Raw genomic sequence first — 19,313 nt, 5'->3', positions numbered from 1 at the left:
TCACCCGGTGTGGCGTACCTCGGTGTCCCAGATCTCGGCCCACGGACGGCGCAGCCCGCGGCACAGCCAGATCGGCCCGCCGTTCTCGTCGTTGTCGACCTCGACCCGCTGGTCGACCCGGCCCGCCGGGGTGACCTCGGTGAACCAGGACCGCAACCGGTCCGGCTGTGGCCAGCCGACGGCGATCACCACGTCGGCGTCGGCCGGTGGCCGGCCGAAGTCGGCCATGCTGTTGTGCCCCGAGTAGGCGGGCGGCAGGCCGCGTCGTGGACCGTAGCGGGCCACCGCGCCCGCCTGCCCGTAGTTGGCGGCGAGGATCACCGCGCGGGCCTGTTCGTCGGCCGGCAGGTCGCGGTGCACGGCGGCGAGCGAGTCGGCGAACGCGGGCCAGCCGATGGTCTCGCCCGCGTCGTAGTTGACCGCCACCACGAAGCCGGGCAGCCGGTCGGCGGGCAACGTCGGCAGCAGCAGCACCCCGTTGCCCAGGGCGGTCAGCACGACGACGGCCAGCAGCGACAGCCGCCGGACCCGGCGCCGGCCCGACGCCGCCCAGCCGGCCGCGACCAACGCGCCGGCCGCGGTGAGCACCAGCAGCAGCGGGGCGTCGTAGTAGCCCTTGCCGCCGGCCAGCAGCACGATGCCGACGACGACCAGCCAGGCCCACCCGAGTGCCCGGTACGGCCGCCACCCGGGTCGGCGCAGCAGCGCGACCAGACCGGCCACCCAGATCGGCACGACGTAGGGACTGATGATCACGAACTGGAGGAACAACGCGTCGAGTCGGCCGCTGTAGGAGCTGTCGCCGGTGGAGATGGTGGCGGCGACGCCCAGTTGGGGGAACCCGTTGACGGCCTGCCAGCCCAGGGTGGGGGCGGCGAGCAGCGCGAAGAGCCCGGCGGCCGCCAGCACCCAGCGGTCGCGCAGCAGCCGGCGCGGGCCAGCGATCGCCAGCCCGGCCAGCAGACCCACGGCGAGCAACGCGGGCAGCAACTTGTTGAACATGCCGAGCCCCAGGGCCGCCGCGACCGCCAGTGCCCACCGGCTGTCCCCGGTGCGCAGCAGCCGTACGGTGAACAGCGCGGCGGCCAGCCAGACCACCAGGTCGACGGTGGTGGTGCTGAGCAGGTGACCGCTGGCCAGGACGATGCCGGAGACGCCGCCGAGCAGCGCGGCGAAGGTCTGGGTGCCGCGGCCCGCGCCGAACTGCCGGGCGATCGCCGCGACCAGCAGCACCGCGCCGCCCGCCAGCAACGCCGACGGGGTACGCAGGGCGAGCAGGCTGCCCGGCGCGATCGTGTCGATCAGCCGGGCCAGGGCGGGCACCAGCGGGCCCTGGTCGACGTAGCCCCAGTCGAGGTGGCGTCCGGCGATCAGGAAGTACAGCTCGTCGCGGTGGTAGCCGTATCGGGGCGCGAGTGCCAGCAGGACCAGGGTGACCGCCCCGGCGACCAGCCACGGCCCGGTGCTGCGGGGGCCGGGGGCGGGCAGCGTGGGCCGTCGCGGCGGGTCGAGGGTGCCCGCCGGTGCCGTCGGAGTGGTCACGTAGGCATTGTCGGCGACACCGGCCGTTGACGCTGCCCCTGGTACGTGACCGGGCAACCATCCCGTCCCGGAACATCTTGTTAATCTCGATAGATGACATCCCCGTCGCCGGGCCGCCCGTCGGACCTGATGTTCCTGCTCAGTTGGGCCAGTCACGCCTTGCGGGCCGAGCAGGCCGCCGGGCTGGCCGAGCTGGGCATCTCGCCCCGGGCGCACAACGTGCTGGCGCGTGCCCGTGGTGGTGGTCTGACCCAGCGGCAGATCGGTGAGTCGTGCGGGGTGGACAAGACCACCATGGTGGTGACCCTGGACCAGTTGGAGGCGGCCGGCCTGGCCCGGCGGGTGCCGTCGCCGACCGACCGGCGGGCCAGGCTGGTGGAGGTGACTCCGCAGGGGGAGCGGGTACTCGACCAGGCACAGGAGATCGCCGCCCGGATCGAACAGGACGTACTGGCCGCGTTGCCCGAGCCGGAGCGGGCGGTGTTCCTCCGCGCGATCCGGCGCCTGGTCGACGAGCGGCTCTCCGGCGCGGGGGTCTGCGGGGCGGCCGGCTCGGTCTGCTAGCGCCGCAGATCCGCATCTGCGCCTACGGTCCGGCCCTTCGGGAACCACAGATCGTTTGCAGAGAGATAGTTTCGGGCGAGACTATCTGGTACGGTCGCGGTATCGGCATCCCCTGCCTTAGGAGCAGCCATGAGCAGCACCACCCTGGCCGGCATCGACACCGCCTCGCCCCTGCGGCGTCGCGCCACCGGCGCTCTCGCCGCGGTCGCCGCCAGCGCCGCGATCTGGCTGATCGGCGCGCTGGGCGGCGTCGACTACGCGGTACGCAGCCCGGGTCGGCCGGAGTTCGTCGTCAACCTCGCCCCGGTGATCGTGGTCTCCCTCGGTTCGGCGCTGCTGGGGTGGGTGGCGCTGGCGACCCTGGAGCGGTTCGCCGGTGACCGGGCCACCAGCATCTGGTTCAGCCTCGCGATCGCCGGCACGCTGCTGTCCTTTGCGCCGCTGCTGCAGGCCGACGCCACCAGCGGCGCCAAGCTCGCACTGGGGGCGATGCACCTGGTGGTGCCGGCCGCCCTGGTCGCCCTGCTACCCAAGCGTGACCACTGACACATCGGGGCCGCAGTTGACGACGCCCGGCGGAGGCGCTAAACAAGAAGCAGGAAGTTGAGTCCACAAGGCTCAACTACCACCCGAACCTTCGGCCAGAGGAACCGAGGAGGCACGACATGTTGATGCGCACCGACCCGTTCCGGGAGATCGACCGGCTCGCCGAGCAGTTCTTCGGCACCACCAGCCGCCCCGCCGTCATGCACATGGACGCCTACCGCGACGGCGACTACTTCTACGCCGCGTTCGACCTGCCCGGCGTCGACCCGGAGAGCATCGACTGCACGGTGCAACGCAACGTACTGACCGTGCGGGCCGAGCGTCGCCGGCCCGCCGGCGACAAGGTCGAACTCGTCGCCGCCGAACGTCCGATGGGTGTGTTCAGCCGGCAGTTGTTCCTGGGCGACACCCTGGACACCGACAAGCTCGAGGCCGGCTACGACAACGGCGTGCTGACGCTGCGGATCCCGGTGGCCGAGCGGGCCAAGCCCCGCCGGGTCACCGTCAGCGCCACCGGCAACGGCCGCAAGCAGATCAACGCCTGAACGCCGCGCGACGGCGGGGGTGGGACACCGCGTCCCGCCCCCGCCGTCGCGGTTCCCGCCGAACCCGGCCGCCACCCGTATGCCTCCCCGCACACTCGGCAGCCGAGTCCACCCGCCCCGGCGCGCCTGATCGTCAACCGACCCCAGGGCTGAGAGCCTTTTTCACATGCGTTCGCTCGACAATGCGGTGCTGCTGCGCACCCCGGACCATCCCGCGCTGCCTGGCGGCCCGGTCGCCGTCACCGAGGCGTGGTTGCGCAACCGCCGACTCAGCGAACACACCCGTGACGCGTACCGGCGCGATGTCGCCACCTGGCTCGCCTGGTGCACCCAGCGACAGCTCGACCCGCTGCGGGCGAACTTCCTGCACGTGAACGAGTACGCCCGGACACTCGAAGGCACCGTCGTGGCGCGTACCGGCCGCCCGCTGACCCCGGCCACGGTGGCCCGTCGGCTGTCCGCCCTGTCCAGCTGGTACGACTTCCTGGTCAAGCTGCGGGCGGTCGACACCAACCCGGTCTCCGACGCCGACCGGCCCCGCGTCGACCGGGACCACTCCGCCACCGTCGGGCTCACCCCCGACGAGGTCGACGCGCTGCTCGCCGCCGCCGACGCCGAGACCGGCCCGACAGCCGCCCGCAACCGGGCCGCCATCGCCCTGCTGGCCGACCTCGGGCTGCGCGTCGGTGAACTGGTCGCCCTGGACCTGGCCGACCTCGGCGCGGAACGGGGACACCGCAGCGTGCGCTTCACCGGCAAGGGCGGCAAGGCCCGCCGCCGGGCGCTGACCCCGTCCACCGCCCACGCCGTCGACACCTACCTGGCGCAGCGCGCCACCGAACAGGGCGTGGAGACCACCCGGCTCACCGGGCCACTGCTGGTCACCACCAGCGGCGCCCGGCTGGACCGCCACTCGGTGTTCCGGCTGGTGCGCCGGCTCGCCCGCAGCGCCGGCATCCCGGCCTGGGCCCGGCTGTCGCCGCACTCGCTGCGGCACGCCTTCGCCACCACCGCCCGAGCCGAGGGCGTACCGCTGGAAGACGTGCAGGACGCCATGGGTCACGCCGACCCCCGTACCACCCGACGCTACGACCGGGACCGACACAACCTCGACCGCGACCCCGCGTACGCCATCTGGGCCGCCCGCGCCCGCCGCCGCGGCTGACCACCGGGCGGCGCCACTTTCGGCCCGCCGACGCGGCCGATACCTCTACCGTCTGGTGGTGTGGGCGCTGCGCAGCCGTGGAGCAGGCCGGCCCGGCGACGCCACCCGGTCCGGACCGGGTTCGTCGTCGCCGCTGTCGGCGTCGCCCTGTGCTGCGTCGGCGTCGCCGGCCTGGGTGCCTGGAACGTGCAGCTGGTCACCCAGGCCGCCGGCCCCGTCCGGGAGACCGCCGACGGTTTCCTTCGCCAGGTCACCGCCGGCGACACCGACGGCGCGTACGAGCGGCTCTGCGCCGACGCGCGCGGCCGGTGGAGCCAACTCGGCTTCACCAGCTGGGTACGCACCCCACCGGTGGTACGCGACTACGAGATCGTGGACGTGTCGGTGGCCACCCGCGGCGGTCAGCCGCACGGCACCGTCACCGTACGGCTGACCCGCGACAGCGGCACCAGCGAACAGCGGGACCTGTCGGTGGTGCGGGAGGACGGCGACTGGCGGATCTGCGGCGACCCGTACTGATCACACCCCGGCCCCGGTCACGACCAACCCGGTCACACCCCGACCGGTGCACCGGCCCCCACCAACCGGCCGTCGCGCAGCACCAGCACCCGGTCGGCCAACTCCATCAGCGTCGGGTCGTGGGTGGCGACCAGGGCCGTCATGCCCCGGGCGTGCACCAACGCCCGCAGCAGGTCCATCACCGCCCGGCCGGTCTCGGAGTCCAACTGCCCCGTCGGCTCGTCGGCGATCAGCAACGCCGGGTCATTGGCCAACGCCCGCGCGATCGCCACCCGCTGCTGCTGCCCGCCGGACATCTCGTACGGCCGCTGCGCCGCGTGTCCACCCAGCCCGACCAGCTCCAGCAGCACCGACACCCGTTCCTCCCGCTGCGCGGCCGGCACCTTCGCCAGCCGCATCGGCACGCCGACGTTCTCCGCCGCGGACAGGATCGGGATCAGCCCGAACGACTGGAACACGAACCCGACGGTGTCGCGCCGCAACCGCAGCAGCTCCCGCTCCGCAGCGCCGGTCACCTCCTGCCCGGCCACCCACACCCGCCCGGCGGTGGGCCGGTCCAGCCCGCCGATGAGGTTCAGCAGGGTGGTCTTGCCGGCACCCGAACGGCCCCGCACCGCGACCAGCTCACCGCGCCCGGCCCGCAGCGACACCTCCCGCAGCGCGTGGACCACCCGGTCGCCGCTGCCGAAGTCGCGGCACAGCCCCTGCACCCGGACCAGATCCTCGCTCACGACGTACCCCTCTCCACACCGGAACGGACCTGCACGTGATCCGGCTCCAGGGTCAACTTCACCCGGTCCCGCAACGCCAACGCGTCGACGAAACCGGCGGGCAGCTGCATCCGCCCGGCCCGGTCCAGCACCGCGTACTCCTCGGTGACCAGCTCCTCGACACCGTCGGCGCCGATCCGCGCGGTGCGGTGCACCTCCGAAGCGGTCCGCCCGTCACGGATCGCGATGGTCCGGCGCACCTGCGAGGCGACCTGCGGGTCGTGGGTGACCACCACGACGGTGACCCCCAGTTCCGCGTTGATGGTGCGCAGCGCCCCGAACACCTCCGCGGCCGTCGCCTCGTCCAGCTCACCGGTCGGCTCGTCGGCGAAGAGCACCTCCGGATCGTTGGCCACCGCCACCGCGACGGCACACCGCTGCTGCTCACCGCCGCTCAGCTGCCCCGGCCGGCGGTCCGCGCAGTGCCCGACGCCGACCATCTCCAACAGCTCCGTCGCCCGCCGCCGCGCCGCCCGGCCACTGCGCCCGGCCAGCCGCATCGGCAGCTGCACGTTCTCCCGGGCGGTCAGGTACGGCAGCAGGTTACGGGCGGTCTGCTGCCACACGAACCCGACGGTGTGCCGGCGGTACCGCAGCCGCTTACGCGCCGACATGGTCAGCAGGTCGTACCCGGCCACCCGGGCGATGCCCGCGGTCGGGGTGTCCAGCCCGGACAGGATGTTCAGCACGGTGGACTTGCCGGAACCCGACGCCCCCACGATGGCCACCAGCTCACCCCGGTCGACGACCAGGTCGAGCCCCTGCAACGCGACGACCTCCACCCCCTCACTGGTGAAGATCCGTACCAGCCCGTCGCAGACGATGTGCCCGCGCAGCCGATCCGCGCCACCGGCCCGGTCGGCCGCCCGCTGCGCCGCCCGCCGTTGCAGCGTCGCCAGGTCGGGGGCGTCCTGTAGCACGCTCACGACGACCCCCCGCCCCGCCGCACCCGGCCCGGCCCCGCCAACAGCCCGCTCATCCGTTCTCCTCTCCCAGACGCAGCACCTCACCGAGGCGCATCCGTCGGTTCACCAGGTTCTCCGCCACCAGACCGGCCAGCAGACCGAGCACCACCAGCGCCAGCACCCCACCCACGACCACCGGATCCAGGTGGTCGCGGATCGGCACGCCGGGCGCGAACGCGGACAGCCCGAGGGTCGGGCCGAGAATCCGGGGCAGTCCGGCGCCCACCACCGCCCCGGTCACCGCGGCGACCAGTACCAGCGGCACCAACTCGTACACCAGCAGCCGGCGGCCGTGCGCGGCGGACAGCCCGAGCGTGCGCAGCCGGGACAGCATCCGACCCCGACCGCCGGCGTCGGCGACCACCGCGAACCCGACCGCGAGCACGGCCAACACCGTCCCGCCGACCGCACCGGCGGTGAACGCCAGGGTCAGCACCTCGTTGGCGCCGCTGCGGTCCAACCCCTCCCGGTACGCCGCCCACGTCTGCACCGACGCCGGCAGCTGCGGCCGGGTCACCTCCGTACCGAGCACCGCCGCCTGCCGCCGCCGTTGCGCGTCGTCGGCGACCCCCAACAGCTGTTCCTGGTCGATGTCGTCACCGGCCAGCAGGTACTGGTTCGGGATGATCGGCGTGTACTCGTACTCGGGCAGCGCCTGCCACGGCAGCACCACGAACCGCTCCACCCCCAACCCGACACCGGGGAACGCCTCGGCCACGGCAGCGACCTCGAACCCGTAGAGCCGTCCCTGCACGTCGGCCACCCCGGCGGCACCGACGGCGGCCGCCACCCGCGGGGAGACCACCGCCGGCACCGGTCCGTCGCCGCGCCCGGCGGCACGCAACGCGGCCGGCACGTCGACGTCGACACCGCTGCGGGCCACCACCTCGGCGAAGGCGGGCACATCCAGCACCAGCACCCGGGCCTGGCCGAGCTGCCGGGCCCCGGGCCCCTCGTCGGACAGCAGCCGCCGGTTGGAGTCCACCCACAGCCGGGCCACCGCCTCGACCCCCGCCACCTCGGCCAGCCCGGCACCGGCGTCGGGAGCGAAGGCGTACCCGGTCAGCAGGGCGTCGGCCGGCACGGTCAGGGAGGTGGCCCGGTCCCGCGCGGCGGCCACGGTGGTCGTCACCACCCCACCGAACACGCCCGTACTGACCGCCACGATCAGCACCGCCAGCGGCCCCAACGCCACCGGCGCGCCCCGACCGGCCCGGGCCACCCCGAGGAACAGCAGCGCACCTCGGGCCCGCCCGGCCAGCCGCCCGGCCAGCCCGAGCGGCCACGGCAGCAGCCGGATCGCCACCACCGCGGCGGCCACCGCGACCAGCACCGGCACCGAACTGAGGTACGCGTCGACCCCACCGGCCGGGTCGAGACCACGACGACGTAGCAGCAGTACGCCGGCCACGGCCAGCACCACCACACTGGCCTCCACGGTCAACCGCCGCAGCGACGGACGTTGCCGGGCCAGATCCGTACGCCGGGTGACAGTGCCGACCCGCCGCCCGGTGAGCATCGCCAGCACCGGCACCGCGGCGGTGGTCAGCACGGCCAGCAGCAGCACCGGCCACGGCACGCCGTCGGTACGCCCCGGCAACCGGCTGCCGATCACCGCACCGGCCAGCACCGCGACCGGCTGCACCGGCAGCGCCTCGGCCAGCGTCCGCCGGCCGATCGCACCCAGCGACGCCCCCCGGGCCCGCAGCAACGCCAACTCGTCGCGGCGACGCTGCACCACCAGCCGGGCGGCCAGCAGGATCAGCCCGAGCAGGCTGGCGATCAGCCCGGCCTGCACGATGGCCAGCAGCGTCCGTACCGCGTTCAGTTGGCCGGCGAAGCGGACCAGCGCGAAGTCCAGCGAACTCTGCACCGTCGACCCGGGCAGCCACTCGGTGCGCCGAGTCTCGGCCACCGCCGCGGTAACCTGCTCCAGCGTCGAACTGGTCAACCGGTTCTCGTCGACCCGGTACCGCCAGCTGTACACCGGCGGGACACCGCTGGCGCTCGCCACGGAGTCCAGCCCTACCCAGTCGGTGACCGCCCGGGTGACGTACGGGTCGCCGTCCTCCAGCGGAACGATCGGCTCCAGCGCGGTCGCCAGGTCGTCCCAGACCGGGTCGTCCGCGTCGATCGGTTCGAACACCCCGACGACCTGCGCCTGCGCCACCCCCGTCGGCCCGGTCAGCCGCAGCCGGGTGCCGGGACGCAGCGACAGCCGCTCGGCCAGCGCCCGCGACACCGCCAACTCCGCCGGCCCACCCTCGGGCGTAGCCGGCCAGCGTCCCGCGACGACCTCCGTGGCCTCCTGCACCCCGGTCTGCGCCCGCAGGCCGACCATCTTCACCGCACCGCCGTCCATCGGCGGGTCGTCACCGGTGGCGGTCAGCTTCTCCTCGTGCAGACCGGCGGCATACCAGCGGGGGCCGACCAGGGTGGGCAACGGCTGCGGAAGGGCGTCGGCGTACCGGTCGAGGGAGTACTGGCCGCCGGCGGCGGTGGATTCGTCCGGTTGCCGCTCGACAGCGATGGACACGTCCCGGACCAGGTGCGGCAGCCGCGCCACATCGGCCCGCAACCCCTGGTCGGCGTACCCGTTGGCCAACCGCGGCGCCGCGGTCACCAGCAGCGCCGCCACCAGCCCCAGCACCGCCAGCAACCCCAGCTGGGCGACGTACGCCCGGATCCGTCGCACACTCACGGGTTCCGCCTTTCGTTCGCGACTGCGGGGCTCGCAAGCTCACTCCTCGCGCTCACCGGACAAGCCTTTCGTTCGCGACTGCGGGGCTCGCAAGCTCACTCCTCGCGCTCACCGGTCCTCCCCGGTGCGGAGTTGGGTGGCGGCCAAACGCCGCCGCATGGTCGTCGACACCATGGCGCTGAAGGCCAACGCCAGCACCAGCAGACCCACACCGGTGGCCAGCACCGGCGGCCAGTCGACGTTCAGCAGCGGCGGCGGGTCGGGCCGGTCGGCGGACGGGGTGAGGATCACCAGCGGTGCCATCGTCGCGGCGACGCCGACACCGACAGCCAGACCGACCAGCACCCCCATGCCGGCGAGCAGCGACTGCTCGGCCAGCAGGGACCGCGCGACCAGGCGGTGTCCCGCGCCGAGGGTGTGCAGTACGGCCAGTTCGGTGGACCGGCGGCGGGCGGTGGCACTGACGTCCACCGCGATGCCGACGGCCGCGAGCAGCACGGCGGCGAGTGCGGCACCGAACAACGCGCCGCGAGCACCGATCCCGAACGGGTCGCGGGCCAGTTCGGCGGCGACGTCCGCCCGGTTCAACACGGTCAGGCCGCCCAGTTCACCGGCCGCGGTGGCCACCTGCTCGGCCGCACCGGGCCGGGTGGACAGCCACCACTCCTGCGTCGCCCGGAGCAGCCCGTTGTCGTGGAACAGTCGGGTGCTCAGCGACGGCAGGTCGACCAGCAGGGCGGCGTCCGTGTTGTCGCCCGGCAGCGACGCGACGGTGCCGACCACGGTCACGTCGACGTCGGCGCCGCCGAGGAACAGCCGGGTCTGCGCACCGGCTTCCACGCGCAGCGCGGCGAGAGCCTGCGGGGTGGCCACCACCGGCACCCGGCCGGCCCCGGCGGGCCGGGCGATGCTCAGCTGCACCAGGGACGGCTGGTCGTACCAGCCTCGGGGGATGTCGCGGACGTAGTGGATGTTCAGGCTGGCGCCGGTGGTGGTGGCGGAGGCCACCTGCCCGTGCCGGTCCCTCAGCTGCCACGGCCCCGCGCCGGTCAGGTCGACCGGGGTGCCCGCCGAGCCGTCCGGACCGACCCGCAGGTCGGACAGCCGCCAGTCCATCGTCATCGCCGGTGAGCCGGAGGTCTCGGCGGTGAACCCGGCCAGCCGCCACGGGCCGCCCTCGGCCGGCAGGTCGACGGCGAACCGCATCGGTTCCCGGTCACGGGTGGTCCCCAGCGGCAGCCGCCGGTGCGCGTCGCGTGGCCCCACCAGCACCGCGTGGTGGCGTACCGAGCCGCTGACCACACGGCCGTCGGAGCGGGTGAGCAGCCGGCCGGTCAGTCGACGGGCGTCGGCCGGCAGCACGGTCGCCGGCGCCTCGACCCGCTGCCCGGCGAGGCTGTCGAACAGCTGGCCGGTGGAGCCGCCGGCCAGGTCGGCGCGGATCCGTACCACGTCACCGGCGGTTTCGGCGTCCATCGCCAGCATGGTGGCCGGTTCGCCGGTCGGCCCGAGCCGGGCGGTGTCCCGCCACACCGGCAGGACCGCCTGGGCGCCGGCCAGCGCGGCGACCTGGTCGGCGCGGCCGTCGGGTGCGGTGTTGTTGACCTCGGTCAGCCGCAGGTCGGCGCCGACGCGGTGGGCGGCCTGGTCCTGCAGGGACCGGTCGGAGGTGCTGGCCAGGGACCAGGCGAGGGTGCCGACCGCGACGGCGAGGGCGAGCAGCAGCACCGGTCCGGCGTGCGGGCGTCGGCCCGCCTGCCAGGTGCCGAGGACCGTCGCGGTCCACGGCTTGCGATCCACCCACCGTTCGGTGAGGCGGATCAGCGGCGGCAGCAGCCGCAACGCCAGCACCGCCCCGGCCAGCACCCCCAGGGTGGGTGCGGCGGCCAGTAGCGGATCGACGCCCAGGTCCCCGCCGCGGGAGCGGGACAGCGGTGAGGAGTAGCGGCTGAGCTGGTACCAGGCGAGCACGGCCGCACCGACCAGGACGAGGTCCAACCCGGCCCGCTGCACCATGCCCCGGCGGCTGGGTCGGGACCGGCTGGCCAGGTCCGCGACGTAGCTGTCGCCGCGACGCAGGCTCGGCCCGATCATCGCCAGTGCACAGCCGGCCGCGGCGACCCCCGCGACCAGCCACACCACGGAGGTGCGTGCCAGGTCCACCCGCAGCGACACCGCGTCCAGCGCCGGCAGCCGGTCGGCGAGTCCGACCAGTTCCGCGGCGAGCAGCGGCGCCAGCGCGGCGGCGGGCAGCACGACCAGGGTGGCCTCCCGGGCGGTCAGCCCGGCCAGTTGCCAGCGGGCGGCACCCCGGGCGCGCAGCAACGCGGTCTCACCCCGGCGGTGCTCGGTGAGCAGACCCGCCACCAGCAGCAACGCGTACCCGCCGAGGACCACCACCAGCAGCATCGGGGTGACCAGCGCGGACCGGCCGACGAGGGTGGCCTGCTGTAGCCGCTGCACCAGCACCCCGAGGTCACCGGTGGCCAGCGCCGAGTCGCCGAGACCGGCCGCGGTGGGGGTCTCGGTGAGGATCCGGGTCGCGGACCCACCCAGCCGGTCCAGTGCCGCGCCGGTGCTCACCTCCGACAGGTCCGGTTCGATCAGCCAGCCGGCGGAGGCGTTGGCCAGGAACCGGTCGGTGAAGTCGTCCCGGGTCACCACCATCGGGCCGTAGGTGGCCGCCGTCGGCAGGGTGCCGGTCGCCGTCTCGGGAGCCAGCCGCCAGTACGCGGCTTCCGGGTCCACGGGTGTGAAGACGCCCACCACGGTCACCTCGGTGACCCGCTCGGTCAGCCCGTCGGTGATCGGGATGCGGTCGCCGACGCCCACCCGCAGGGTCTGCGCCGCGGCGGCGGCCAGCGCGGTCTGCACCCGCGCCGCGTCGGGCTGCGGCCAGGCACCGTCGACGAGTCGGGCGTACGCGGGCAGGTCGTCGAGGAACATCACCGAGGCGTACGTGGCGCCGGTGTGGTCGGCGACGGCGTCGCCGGTGTCGCCGCGCAGCTGACGACCGGCGGCGTACCCGGCGGTGCTGATCCGGGCCGGCATACCGGCCAGGTCGGCCTCGACGTGGTCGCGCAGCGCGGCGTCCCGGTCCCGCAGCGCCTGCGGGGTACGCCCGGCCGAGGCGCGCACCAGGATCGAGCGTTCCTGCGCGCTGGCCTCGGCCAGCACGTTGCGGGTTCCGGAGCCGACCACGTCCTGGCTGTAGGCGGCCAACCCGGTCAGGGTCACCGTCGCCACCAGGGCCGCCCCGGCCGCGGCGAGCAGCAGCCCCTTCGTCGCGCGGGCACGCCGCAACGCGAACCTCATCCGTCTGGTACCCCCGCCGCCTCGCGGGCCGGTGCGGCCCGTGCTCGATGTCGTCACGCAACAGGAGGGGGCGGACCCGGGAAAAGGTTCGCGGCAGTGATCGTTTCGTTATCCGGGGGTGGGGTGTGGGCGAGGTCGAGGGCCCTCAGGCGTCGGCGCGGGGCCCCAGGTCGCCGCTGCGGTGGTGCCGCCGGCAGAGCACCTGGTACCGCAGGTCGGCACTGTCGACGGTGTCGCCGATCACGACCTGCTCGCCCTCGCGGACCACCCGCCCACCCGCGACGCGGGCGTTGAGCAGCCCCTCACGCCCGCACCAGCAGAGCACCTCGACCTGGATGCGGGCCACCGAGTCGGCCAGTTCGAACAGCCGCTGGGCGGCCGGGAACAGACAGGACCGGAAGTCGGTGGCCAAACCGAAGGCGTACACGTCGACGTCGTAGCTGTCGACCAGTTCGGCCATCTGCTCGACGTGCTCCACCGAGTAGAAGCTGGCCTCGTCGCAGATCAGGTAGTCCACCCGTACGCCGTCGGCCCAGGCCTCGCGGACCAACTCCCGCAGATCCAGCTCGTCGGTGATCTCGATGGCCTCGTGGGCCAGCCCGATGCGGGTGGTGACCTGCGGACCCATCGACCGGTCGATGCGGGTGGTGACCAGACCCCGCCGGCCCTGCCGGGAGTGGTTGTAGTTCATCTGCAGGGCCATCGTGGACTTGCCGCAGTCCATCGGCCCCCAGTAGAACCGCAGCGCGGCGGCGTGCGCCGGCCGCCCGTCGACACCACGGGCGGCGACACACCCGGCCGGGGCGTCGCCCGGCCCGTCCAGCGCGGAACGGGACCGGCAGTTCGGTACGGCGTCAGCAGGGCTCGTCACGGACGGGCAGCCTAGCCGATCGGCGCCCCGCAGTGGATCACCGCCGCCCCGCCGGTGTGGGTCAGAGCACCCGCGGTGGGGTGTTGCCGGCCGCGATGATCGCCCGGCGCATCGGTACCGCCAGCAGCAGCAGGAAACCGACCACGAAGAAGATCAGCAGGGAGACCAAGCCCACCCGGTAGGAGTTGGTCAGCTGGAACACCAGGCCGAACGCCGCCGGGCCGAGCCAGCTGGTGCCCTTGTCGCTGATCTCGTAGAAGCCGTAGTACTCGCCCTCCTTGCCGGCCGGGATGAGCTGGCTGAACAGGGACCGGCTCAGCGCCTGGCTGCCGCCCAGCACCAGACCGATGGCCGCGCCGAGGACCATGAACGGCACCGGTGCCTCGGCCGGCAGCCGGAACGCCGCGACGATCACCGCCGTCCACAGCACCAGGCTCAGCAGCACCGTCTTCCAGGCGCCGATGCGGGCGGCCAGCCCACCGAGCCCCAACGCGCCGCCGAAGGCCAGGAACTGCACCAGCAGGATCGTCACGATCAGGGTGCTCTGGCCCAGCCCCAGTTCCTCGGTGCCGTACACGCTGGCCAACGTGATGACGGTCTGGATGCCGTCGTTGTAGACCAGGAAGGCCAGCAGGAAGAACAACGTCAACGGGTACGCCTTGACCTCCCGCAGGGTGCGGCCGAGTTGCCGGAACCCGTCGAGCAGCACGTTGCCCCGGTCACCGGCGGCCAACGCCGCAGCGGTGGGGTGTTCGCGCAGCCACCGCAGCGGGAACAGGGTGAACACCGCCCACCACACACCGGCCGAGACGATCGACCAGCGGGCCAGGTCGAGGGTCCGTTCGGTGGTGCCGTCGTCGAACGACTGCACCACCACCAGGTTCAGCGCCAACAGCAGGCCACCGCCGAGGTAACCCAACGCCCAGCCCCGGCTGGAGATGCCGTCACGTTCGTCCGGCCCGCCCAGCTGCGGCAGGAACGAGTTGTACACCACGATCGCCGCCCCGAAGGCGATGTTCGCGACCATGAACAACGCGCCGCCGAGCAGGTACCGGTCGCCGGTGACGAAGACCATCCCGACGGTGGCGAACGCCCCGGTGAACGCGGCGCCGGCCAGCAGCCGCTTCTTGTGCATCGACCGGTCGGCGATCGCCCCGATCACCGGCAACACGAAGACGGTCAGCAGCACCGACAGCGAGATCAGGTACGGGTAGTAGGAGCCGACGGCGACCTTGACACCCAGCGGGTAGACGTACGCGGTGCAGTCCGCGTCGGGGGCGCACCCGGCGGCCATCTTGGTCACGCTGGTCAGGTACGGCCCGAGGAACACCACGATGACGGTGGTCTGGAAGGCCGAGTTGGCCCAGTCGTAGAGGTACCAGCCGGTGCGTTCGCGGCGGGTGCTGGCGGGGGGCGGGGTGTCGTCCTGCGCGGCGGGGGTCACCGTCTCGGCCATGTGGGGGTCCTTTGCCCGGGTTGCTCAGGCGGCCCAGTGGCCGCGGCTGCGGTAGACGTCGCGCAGCACGCCGACGTGATCGGTCATGATGCCATCAACCCCAAGATCAAGTAACTCGTGCATCTCGGCAGGTTCGTCGATCGTCCAGACGTGCACCTGCAACCCCAGCCGGTGCGCCGTACGCAGGAACCGGCGGTCCACCACCGGCAGCCGACCGAAGCGCACCGGCACCTGCGCGGCCACCACCGACGGCGGCAGCCGCAGCCGGCGCCCGGTCAGCGACGCCCACCGCAGCCGGGCCACCCCGCGTACGCCGAGGCTGGTGGCCACCCGCCCGTGGGTCAAGGCGCGCAGCCGGGCCAGCCGGGTGTCGCTGAACGAGGCCAGCAGCACCCGGTCACCGGCACCGGCGCGGGCCACGGTCGCCACCGTGGGTGCCGCACCCCGGTCGGACTTGACGTCGATGTTGAACCGCACCTGCGGCCAGGCGGCCAGCACCTCGTCGAGGCGCGGCACCGCCGCCGAGCCGCCGACCCGGACCGAGGCCAGGTCGGCCCAGCGCAGCTCGGCGAGCCGACCACGCTGCCCGGTGACCCGTTGCAGGGTGTCGTCGTGGAACACCACGGCCACCCCGTCGGCGGTGGCGTGCACGTCGGTCTCCACGTACCGGTAACCGAGTTCGACGGCGCGGGCGAAGGCCGCCGTGGTGTTCTCCTCGCCGTCGGCGGCGCCGCCACGGTGCGCGAACGCCAGTGGGGTCGCGGTGTCGAGGTAGGGGTGGGCGGGTGGCACGCAGCGCAGTATGCCCGGCGTGGGTGACCTGCCGGTGGCCGGGACGTGGCGAACCACCCGCCCGGTCGCCCGCGCGCCGCCCGGCCGGGACCGCTGTGCTATCCACGTCCCATGACCGAGCACCGTGATCCGCCACCGACCGCCCCCGCCGACATCCGTACGCACCGACTGGTCTACGGGTGCATGGGGTTGGGCGGGGGATGGGACCGGCAGCCCTACGGCGCACCGGAGATCGCGGCCGCCGAGGCGGCGATCGAGGCGGCCCTGGAGATCGGGGTGACCGCCTTCGACCACGCCGACATCTACCGCCACGGCAAGTCCGAGGCCGTCTTCGGTGAGGTGTTGGCCCGTACGCCCGGCCTGCGTTCCCGCATCCTGCTACAGACCAAGTGCGGCATCCGGCTGCCCGACGGCACCGCACCCGGGTTCTACGACCTACGCGGCAGCCATATCGTGCACAGCGTCGAGCAGAGCCTCACCCGGCTGCGCACCGACGTGATCGACGTGCTGCTGCTGCACCGCCCGGACCCCCTCGCCGACCCTGAGGAGGTAGCCGAGGCGCTCGCGGCGCTGCACCGGCAGGGCCTGGTCCGGCACTTCGGGGTGTCGAACATGGCCGCCGCACAGGTGGCGTACCTACAGGCGCACCTGGACCTGCCGCTGGTGGTGAACCAGCTGCAGATGAGCCTGGCCGACCGGGACTGGTTGGAGGCCGGCGTACTGGTCAACACCCGGCAGTCCGCGGAGCTGGGTTTCCCCCTCGGCACCGTCGAGCACTGCCGCAGCAACCGGATGAGTGTGCAGGCCTGGGGGTCGCTGGCCAAGGGCCGGTTCACCGGCGCCCAGCAGAACCCGGCGGAGCACGCCACGGCGGAGCACGTCACCGCGCTCGCCGAGCACCACGGCACCACCCCGGAGACGATCCTGCTGTGGTGGCTGCAACGGCACCCGGCCCGGATCGTGCCGGTGATCGGTACCGCCCACCCCGACCGCATCCGCGCCTGCGCCGACGCCGCCCGCCGCGCCCCCGAGCTGACCCACGAACAGTGGTACGCCCTCTGGCTCACCGCCCGCAACCACCCCCTCCCCTAGACAGCCCCCGTTGATCATGAGGTTGGCGGCACTAGTTGATCTCCGTGCCGCCGTCAACCTCATGATCAACGGGGCGGGAGTGGGGGGCGGCGGGGGTGGGCACGGGTGGGGTCGACCGGGCGGGTGGGGTCGACGTGGCGGGGCCGGTCCGGTTCGTCGGGGCGCAGTGGGGCGAGGGTGGCGGTGAGGGCGTCGATGATCCGGTCGGTGGCCCGCCGGGCGGCGCCGGGCGCCCCACCGGCCAGGTCGCCGAGTTCCACCGGTGCGCCGAAGTGCACCCGTACCGTCGGGCGGCGCAGCAACGCGCGGGCCATGCCGGCTAGCAGGCCCTTGGGCGCCTGATAGGGGAGTACCTCGTGGCTGCCCCACTGGGCGACCGGGATGACCGGGGCGCCGCAGGCCAGGGCGAGCCGGGCGGTGCCGGTCTTGCCGCGTTCGGGCCACAGGCCCGGGTCCAGACCGATGCGCCCCTCGGGGTAGACCAGGATCGCCGCGCCGTCGGCGGCCGCCGCGGCGGCGTCGTCCAGGGCCCGGTGCACCCCGCTGGTGCCCCGATCGACCCGGATGTGCCCGGCGGCGCGCATCGCGGCGCCGATCACCGGCACCCGGAACAGCCCGCCGGTGGCCATGATCCGGGGCGCGATCCGGCGTTGGCGGCAGGCGGCGGCGAGCACGATCGGGTCGAACGGGCTGATGTGGTTGGCGGCCAGGATCAGCGGCCCGCCGCGCAGTGGCGCGGGGATGTCGCCGGTGACCTCCAGCCGGGCCAGCAGGGCGACCACGACACGGGCGAGCACCTGCGCGGCACGCCAGATCAGCGGCGGTCGCCAGGGGGAGTGGGCGAGGTCCATCAGCGGGCATGGTCGCACGTCCGGGCCCTTCGTCCGGGCCCGGGGCGGCTCTTCGCGGATGTCGTCGCCGGTGGGCCCTACGGCAGAGGTGAGCAGGGTCATTGGTCCCGCCACGGTTCGGGTCGCCCGCCTCTGCAAATCCTCGTACGACGAGCTGTAGTATTTACTACGTCTTGTAGTATGAGTAGCTGGGGGTCGCAGGTGGACGCGTTGGACGTCGCCCGCTGGCAGTTCGGTGTCACCACCGTCTACCACTTTCTCTTCGTACCGTTGACCATCGGACTGTCCGTCCTGGTCGCCATCCTGCAGACCCTCTGGCACCGCACCGGCGACGAGAAGTACCTCAAGCTCACCAAGTTCTACGGCAAACTCTTCCTGATCAACTTCGCCATGGGTGTGGTCACCGGCATCGTGCAGGAGTTCCAGTTCGGCATGAACTGGAGCGACTACTCCCGCTTCGTCGGCGACATCTTCGGCGCCCCCCTGGCCATCGAGGCCCTGGTCGCCTTCTTCCTCGAATCCACCTTCATCGGCCTGTGGATCTTCGGCTGGGACCGGCTGCCCAAACGCCTGCACCTGGCCAGCATCTGGGCCGCCGCGATCGGCACCAACCTGTCGGCCTACTTCATCCTCGCCGCCAACTCCTTCATGCAGAACCCCGTCGGCTACCGCTACAACCCCGACACCGGCCGCGCGGAACTGACCGACTTCGTCGCCGTACTCACCAACAAGGTCGCCCTGATCACCTTCCCGCACACCATCGCCGGCGCCTTCCTCGTCGCCGGCTCCCTGCTGGTCGCCGTCGCCCTGTGGCACCTGATCCGCAACCCGGACAGCACCGACACCCCGGCCTACCGGTTCGCGGCCCGCTTCGGATCCTGGGTCACCCTGATCGCCGCCACCGTCGTGGTCATCACCGGCGACATCCAAGGCAAGATCATGACCCAGGTGCAGCCGATGAAGATGGCCGCCGCCGAGGGCCTCTACACCACCGAGAGCCCCGCCTCGTTCTCCGTACTCACCATCGGCAGCCTCGACGGCAGCCGCGAACTGTTCGCCATCAAGATCCCGTACCTGCTGTCGTACCTGGGCACCGGCGACCCCAACGGCACCGTGCACGGCATCGACGACCTACAGGCCCTCTACACCGCCCAGTACGGCCCCGGCAGCTACACCCCGATCATCCCGGTCACCTACTGGAGCTTCCGCTTCATGATCGCCTTCGGGCTCGCCGCCGCCGCCATCGCACTGCTGGTCCTCTGGTCACAACGCAAGGGCCGCACCCCGCGCGGCAAGTGGCTGCTGCGCGCCGGCCTGGCCATGCCGATCCTGCCACTGCTGGCCAACTCCTTCGGCTGGATCTTCACCGAGATGGGCCGCCAGCCCTGGATCGTCTTCGGCGAGATGCTCACCCGCGACGGCGTCTCCCGCAGCGTCTCCCTCGCCGAGGTCCTCACCAGCTTCACCGCCTTCACCCTCATCTACGCCACCCTCGCCGTCGTCGAGGTCAAACTCCTCGTCCGCTACGCCAAGGCCGGCGTACCCGACGTCACGCCCGAGCCGGAACCCGACGACACCGACGACGCCGACCGCCCCCTCGCCTTCGCCTACTGACCCGG

General features: G+C 73.2%; 16 protein-coding genes. 7 read left to right on the top strand and 9 right to left on the bottom strand.

Annotated elements, in window-relative coordinates; genetic code table 11:
- Complete coding sequence (locus tag D2L64_RS15985) at positions 1–1,542, bottom strand: ArnT family glycosyltransferase (protein WP_119577315.1); 1,542 nt, start codon at positions 1,540–1,542, stop codon at positions 1–3.
- Positions 1,543–1,635: 93 nt separating this feature from the next.
- On the opposite strand from D2L64_RS15985, the gene D2L64_RS15980 reads away from it, so the two are divergent.
- From D2L64_RS15980 to D2L64_RS15960, 5 genes are all read left to right on the top strand, one after another.
- A complete protein-coding gene (locus D2L64_RS15980; protein ID WP_119577313.1) occupies positions 1,636–2,106 on the top strand; it encodes a MarR family winged helix-turn-helix transcriptional regulator in 471 nt (156 codons plus the stop codon).
- Positions 2,107–2,235: 129 nt separating this feature from the next.
- Positions 2,236–2,652 carry a DUF6069 family protein gene (locus D2L64_RS15975; protein ID WP_119577311.1) on the top strand — a complete coding sequence of 139 codons (417 nt, stop codon included), beginning with the start codon at positions 2,236–2,238 and terminating at the stop codon, positions 2,650–2,652.
- A 119-nt stretch (positions 2,653–2,771) separates the two neighbouring features.
- Entirely contained in the window at positions 2,772–3,197 is a 426-nt protein-coding gene (locus tag D2L64_RS15970; protein ID WP_119577309.1) for an Hsp20/alpha crystallin family protein, read from the top strand.
- A 166-nt stretch (positions 3,198–3,363) separates the two neighbouring features.
- On the top strand, positions 3,364–4,362 hold the full coding sequence (locus D2L64_RS15965; protein WP_119577307.1) for a tyrosine-type recombinase/integrase: 999 nt from the start codon (positions 3,364–3,366) through the stop codon (positions 4,360–4,362).
- A gap of 60 nt (positions 4,363–4,422) precedes the next feature.
- Positions 4,423–4,881: an Rv0361 family membrane protein gene (locus D2L64_RS15960; protein ID WP_119577305.1), complete on the top strand. Its 459-nt coding sequence runs from the start codon at positions 4,423–4,425 to the stop codon at positions 4,879–4,881.
- Between the two features lie 32 nt (positions 4,882–4,913).
- Here the strand turns inward: D2L64_RS15960 and D2L64_RS15955 are convergent, their stop codons facing one another.
- The 7 genes from D2L64_RS15955 to D2L64_RS15925 form a co-directional block, all read right to left on the bottom strand.
- Positions 4,914–5,612, bottom strand: coding sequence for an ABC transporter ATP-binding protein (locus tag D2L64_RS15955; RefSeq protein ID WP_119577303.1), 699 nt, complete (start codon positions 5,610–5,612; stop codon positions 4,914–4,916).
- Positions 5,609–6,577 (bottom strand): ABC transporter ATP-binding protein, encoded by a 969-nt coding sequence (locus tag D2L64_RS15950; protein WP_119577301.1) that lies wholly within the window; start codon positions 6,575–6,577, stop codon positions 5,609–5,611. Before D2L64_RS15950 ends, D2L64_RS15955 begins: the two co-directional genes overlap by 4 nt.
- Positions 6,578–6,626: 49 nt before the next feature.
- A complete protein-coding gene (locus tag D2L64_RS15945; protein WP_147376245.1) occupies positions 6,627–9,317 on the bottom strand; it encodes an FtsX-like permease family protein in 2,691 nt (896 codons plus the stop codon).
- Between the two features lie 108 nt (positions 9,318–9,425).
- Complete coding sequence (locus D2L64_RS15940) at positions 9,426–12,632, bottom strand: ABC transporter permease (RefSeq protein ID WP_119577297.1); 3,207 nt, start codon at positions 12,630–12,632, stop codon at positions 9,426–9,428.
- Positions 12,633–12,777: 145 nt separating this feature from the next.
- On the bottom strand, positions 12,778–13,455 hold the full coding sequence (locus tag D2L64_RS15935; protein WP_119577453.1) for a thymidine kinase: 678 nt from the start codon (positions 13,453–13,455) through the stop codon (positions 12,778–12,780).
- Positions 13,456–13,564: 109 nt separating this feature from the next.
- Positions 13,565–14,959, bottom strand: coding sequence for an MFS transporter (locus D2L64_RS15930; RefSeq protein WP_119577295.1), 1,395 nt, complete (start codon positions 14,957–14,959; stop codon positions 13,565–13,567).
- 24 nt (positions 14,960–14,983) lie between these two features.
- Entirely contained in the window at positions 14,984–15,751 is a 768-nt protein-coding gene (locus D2L64_RS15925) for a glycerophosphodiester phosphodiesterase (protein ID WP_119577293.1), read from the bottom strand.
- Positions 15,752–15,862: 111 nt separating this feature from the next.
- Between D2L64_RS15925 and D2L64_RS15920 the strand changes: the two genes are divergently transcribed.
- Complete coding sequence (locus tag D2L64_RS15920) at positions 15,863–16,843, top strand: aldo/keto reductase (RefSeq protein WP_199714556.1); 981 nt, start codon at positions 15,863–15,865, stop codon at positions 16,841–16,843.
- Between the two features lie 65 nt (positions 16,844–16,908).
- Here D2L64_RS15920 and D2L64_RS15915 read toward each other — a convergent pair whose 3' ends face one another.
- A complete protein-coding gene (locus D2L64_RS15915; protein WP_119577291.1) occupies positions 16,909–17,694 on the bottom strand; it encodes a lysophospholipid acyltransferase family protein in 786 nt (261 codons plus the stop codon).
- A 201-nt stretch (positions 17,695–17,895) separates the two neighbouring features.
- Here D2L64_RS15915 and D2L64_RS15910 point away from each other — a divergent pair, with 201 nt between their 5' ends.
- Positions 17,896–19,308: a cytochrome ubiquinol oxidase subunit I gene (locus tag D2L64_RS15910; protein WP_199714564.1), complete on the top strand. Its 1,413-nt coding sequence runs from the start codon at positions 17,896–17,898 to the stop codon at positions 19,306–19,308.
- Positions 19,309–19,313 lie beyond the last annotated feature (5 nt).

The organism is Micromonospora radicis (genome assembly GCF_003583405.1).
GTDB lineage: Bacteria > Actinomycetota > Actinomycetes > Mycobacteriales > Micromonosporaceae > Micromonospora > Micromonospora radicis.
This window is presented reverse-complemented; position numbering and strand designations above follow the sequence as displayed.